1 pseudogene is annotated in these 641 nt (G+C 56.2%); it reads left to right on the forward strand.

The features are described 5' to 3' along the window. A pseudogene (locus tag FH871_RS33405) lies at positions 1–641 on the forward strand (hypothetical protein); the annotation flags it as partial.

Consider the following 641-nt stretch of genomic DNA (forward strand, 5'->3'; position numbering starts at 1 on the left):
TACTGGTTGCCGGATCCGGTGGTTTCATTTTTTACAACACCAATGGGCTGAATGCGTATTTGAATCAGGCGGATCGCTTGCAGATGCGGGCGGAATACGAGCGACGCTACGGGCCATACTGGAATGCCCCGCGACCCGTTCTGGTGCGCACCCGGTTGCAGGTCGAGCTCTATCCCGAAAAACAAAAGGCTGAAATAACCGGTACGTACCAGCTGGTCAATCGCGGCAAAGTCGCCATCGACTCGATCCACCTTTCCACGATTCCCCACGAAGGGATCGCAGACGTTTCATTCAACCGGCCGGCATTTCCGATGGTGCTGGATGATGAGCTCGGTTACCGGATTTATTCCCTGAAAAATCCGCTCCAGCCCGGCGACTCATTACAAATGCATTTCAAGATGCACATCAAACCCCGGGGCTTCAGCAACACGGGCGTGGATGCCTCCGTGGTCGCGAATGGTTCTCATTTAACCAGTGGCTGGATGCCCGTCATTGGTTACCAAGACGATCGCCGTCTGCGTGATGCGCGTGACCGCTCAACGCATGGACTCGCTCCGCGGGCGGAGAGGCCCTCTCTCTACGATGTTGCCGCGCGCAACGATACCCGTCATGCGGAACAGATAGACTTGGAAGCGATTGTC

The organism is Larkinella sp. C7, from assembly GCF_006149005.1.
Classification (GTDB): domain Bacteria; phylum Bacteroidota; class Bacteroidia; order Cytophagales; family Spirosomataceae; genus Larkinella.